The 2594-nt window shown below is 68.9% G+C and carries 3 protein-coding genes; all 3 read right to left on the bottom strand.

The window, feature by feature from the left end:
- A partial coding sequence (locus AC3XYG_RS07475; protein ID WP_489139182.1) for a cupin domain-containing protein occupies positions 1-886 on the bottom strand: 886 nt, incomplete at its 3' end.
- A gap of 315 nt (positions 887-1201) precedes the next feature.
- Entirely contained in the window at positions 1202-1753 is a 552-nt protein-coding gene (locus AC3XYG_RS07470; protein ID WP_489139181.1) for a 2OG-Fe(II) oxygenase, read from the bottom strand.
- A 10-nt stretch (positions 1754-1763) separates the two neighbouring features.
- Positions 1764-2594: NAD(+) synthase (gene nadE, locus AC3XYG_RS07465; protein ID WP_489139180.1), on the bottom strand; the 831-nt coding region annotated here is incomplete at its 5' end.

Here is a 2594-nt window from a genome sequence, read left to right as displayed (position 1 = left end):
AGGCGCAGGGGCCGGGGCCGCTGTTGACGAAGGAATGGCCGACCTTGCGGCCGGCGGGGAAGCAGACATAGTCGCCCGCGGTCATGCGGTGGCGCTCGTCGCCGAGGATCAGCGTCACCTCGCCTTCCAGAACCAGCGCGTGCTCTTCCTCCAGCATGTGATAGTGGGTCGGGCACAGGCGCTGGCCCGGCGCCGGGGATTCGATCAGCACGCCGACGCGATAGCCCGGCCCGACCGCCGCATGGGTCAGGTGCTTCGACCGGCCGCCGAACCGCGCGCTGCCGGCCGGGCCCTCCGCGTGCCAGTCGACATCGGCCGCGGCGATCGGCGGCCGGGGCTGGACCGGCGCCTCGGGCTCCGCGGCATCGGCCGGCGGCGCCTCGCCCCGCGGCAGGCCGGTGTCCTCGCCATCCCAATAGCCGCGCGTCGCCGCCATATCGAAGATCGCGCGCCGCCCGAGGGGCCGCACCAGCACCTTGCCGGTGTCGGGGTAGACACAGATTTCGTTCGGGTTGCGTTCGCCGACCACGACGTAGCGGCAGACCGCGTCGCCCGAATTGACCAGGCAATGCCCGGCCTTCTGCCCGGCCGGGAAGCAGACATAGTCGCCCGCCTGCATCTCATGGCTGTCGGCCCCGAGGCGCAGGGTGGCGGTGCCGGCGAGGATGTAGAGATGCTCCTCCTCGAAGATGTGGTAGTGCGCCGGTACGCTCTGCTTCCCCGGCCCCAGCTCCTCGATCGCGACGCCGACATGGTAGTCGTCGCCGACCGCGGCGCGCGTCAGGTGCCGGTAGCGCGTGGTGAAGCGCGGGATGTCCGACCACTCGGCCCACGGCACATCCTGCGACGAGATCGGCTTCGGCGACGCTTTGGTCTCCGTCGGCATCGGTCGGTCCCTCCCCTGTGGCCCCGCATCATACCGATCCGTCCAGACGTGGCTAGCGACCCCAGAGCCATCCGCTGATGGGTTGGCACGGCCGCCTCCGCCCAAACCGTCATTGCGAGCGCAGCGAAGCAATCCAGTGGTGCAGCCCGAGGCGGCGCCAGCCTGGATCGCCACACCCCTGCGGGGCTCGCGATGACGGTCTGGGATGGGCGGTTGCAGTCCCGGGCCCGTTCCTGGACCTGGTCGTGCCCTTCCCGGCGGAGTGAGGCAGCGGCGCCGGGCTGCGAAGGACCAAGCCCATCGCGGCCCCAACCGTCAAACGGACAGGCGCCCCACCGGGCCGTACATCACGTCGGAGCGCAGCACGTGTTTCACGCCCGCAGTCACCGGCCGCCCCTCGTGGAACAGCTCGTGCCGGAACAGCAGCGCCAGGCCGGTCGATGGTGTGATCCTGGTCTCGGCAAAGGTGGTCTCGCCGCCGGCGAAGCCATCATTGAGGTAGATCATCAGGGTCAGGCGGCTCTCCTCACCATTGCCGCGGCGGAACGCGCCATCGACATGTCCGGCGAAATATTGAGCACTATCATAACGGTAGAAGCGGAACCTCTCGTTGATTCCGATCGCCTGACGGCCGTCGAGGAAGGGCGGCACGTGCTCGCGCAGGCGTTGCCAGAGGCCGGCGGCGAGGTCCGGATCATCGCGCAGGGCCCGGCTGTTGTTGCGCAGCCCGGCATCGCGCACGGCCCCCTTGGCGCTGTTGATCGTGGCCGCCTCATAGTCGCCCGCCCCGGCGATCCAGTCTCGGCACTCCGCCCGGCTGAAACAGCCCTCGACCGTATAGATGCCAGGTGCGACCAGGACGGCCATCGCCGCCTCCTCAGATCAGGCTCAGCGTCGAGTTGGTGATGGGGTAGCGGCGGTCGCGGCCGAAGTTGCGGCGGGTCAGCTTGACGCCCGGCGGGGCCTGGCGGCGCTTGTATTCGGCGCGGTCGAGCAGGCGCCAGACCCGCGCCACCGTGGCCCGGTCATGGCCGCGGGCGACGATCTCGTCGACGCTCTTCTCCTCCTCCACCAGGCAGTTGAGGATGTCGTCCAGCGCGTCATAGGGGGGCAGGCTGTCCTGGTCGGTCTGGTTCGGCTTCAGCTCTGCCGTCGGCGCCTTGGTGATGATCCGCTCCGGGATCACCCGGCCGGCCGGGCCCATCGACCCCTCGGGGTGGACCTGGTTGCGCCAGCGCGACAGCTCGTAGACCGTGGTCTTGTAGACGTCCTTCAGCACGGAATAGCCGCCACACATATCGCCGTACAAGGTCGCGTAACCCACGGACATCTCTGACTTGTTGCCGGTGGTCAGCACCATCTTGCCGAACTTGTTCGACAACGCCATCAGGGTGACGCCGCGGGCGCGGGACTGGATGTTTTCCTCGGTGATATCAGGGGTCGTGCTTTCGAACAGCGGCCCCAGCATGGCGCCGAAGGCCAGCATCGCCGGCTCGATCGAGATGCTGTCCAGCCGGGTGCCCAGCGCCGCGGCGCATTCCGCCGCGTCGTCCAGGCTGTGCTGGCTGGTGTAGGGCGACGGCAGCATCACGCAATGCACCCGGTCGGCGCCAAGCGCGTCGACCGCCACCGCGGCCGAGATCGCGGAGTCGATGCCGCCGGAAAGTCCAATCAGAACACCGGGAAAGCCGTTCTTGTTCACGTAATC

The organism is Inquilinus sp. (assembly GCF_057815775.1).
The sequence above is the reverse complement of the archived record's forward strand: the minus strand, read 5'-3'. Positions and strand labels throughout refer to the sequence as shown.

Coding starts and splice junctions, on each gene's coding strand:
- AC3XYG_RS07470 (WP_489139181.1), bottom strand. CDS start 1,753: ATGGCCGTCCTGGTCGCACCTGGCATCTATACGGTCGAGGGCTGTTTC.